Here is a 1,240-nt window from a genome sequence, read left to right on the forward strand (position 1 = left end):
CGCCTAGAGTTCGTTGAAGCGATTGAAGAACTTGCCTCTTATCTAGGTTTGGACGTTCCTCGCGAACAACGTAGTGGTGGCAGTGGTCAGTTCAAATCTGGACCGCAAGCAAGTAGCAGTGAAAAACGCAGCCTATACGATTTAATGGGTAGCATTGCCCAGTTTTACCGTAACCAACTCAAACAACCTTCGAGCAAGGTCGCGATTGAATACCTAAAAGACCGTGGTCTATCTGGTGAAATCGTTCAGAAATTTGGCATTGGTTACGTGGCTGACGAATGGGATTTAGTCCGTAAAAACTTCGGCCAGAATAAAGACAATCAAGACATGCTTGTCACTGGTGGCATGCTGATTGAAAACGACAAAGGCAACCGTTATGACCGCTTTCGTGGTCGTATTATGTTTCCAATTCGTGACCGTCGTGGTCGAGTAATTGGCTTTGGTGGTCGAGTACTTGGTGAAGGTACGCCAAAATATCTCAACTCACCGGAAACGCCAATATTCCATAAAGGCAAAGAGCTTTATGGCCTGTACGAAGTGTTACAAGCGCATCGTGAACCAGCACAAATTTTGGTGGTTGAAGGCTATATGGACGTTGTCGCTCTGGCTCAATACGGCGTAGATTATTCCGTCGCGTCGCTAGGCACCTCGACAACGGGCGATCATATTCAAATGTTGTTCCGCCAAACCAATACCGTTGTGTGTTGTTACGATGGCGACCGAGCTGGTAAAGAAGCGGCATGGCGAGCCTTAGAAAACGCACTTCAATTCCTCAAAACCGGGAACACATTGAAGTTCTTATTCTTACCTGATGGGGAAGACCCTGACAGCTACGTTCGTAAATACGGCAAAGCCGCGTTCGAGCAACAAATAGAACAAGCGACACCACTATCGAGCTACCTTTTTGACAACTTGATTGAGTTACACCAAATTAATTTGGGTAACAACGAAGGTAAGTCTGCGTTGAGAGCATACGCTAGCGCCTTGATTGACAAGATTCCTGACCCATACTTTCAGGAGTTGCTCGAAAAACTATTGGATGAGCGCACGGGGTTTGATAACCGCCTACGTCAGCCTCGTAAAAAGATAAGTGAAACTCGACCTCAACCGCACAAAGAGATCAAACGGACTCCTATGCGTGAGGTTATTGCTCTACTTATTCAAAATCCGAGCTATGCTCAAATGGTACCGGACCTTTCCTCAGTGAGAGACTTATCCATACCAGGCCTAAGTTTATTTG

At 46.2% G+C, this 1,240-nt stretch carries 1 protein-coding gene; it reads left to right on the plus strand.

Annotated features, from left to right (window positions below):
* The coding region (dnaG, locus tag R7E00_RS24030; RefSeq protein ID WP_318124769.1) for a DNA primase at window positions 1-1,240 on the plus strand (1,240 nt) is incomplete at both ends.

This window comes from Vibrio sp. Vb1755 (assembly GCF_033338635.1).
Lineage (GTDB): Bacteria > Pseudomonadota > Gammaproteobacteria > Enterobacterales > Vibrionaceae > Vibrio > Vibrio alginolyticus.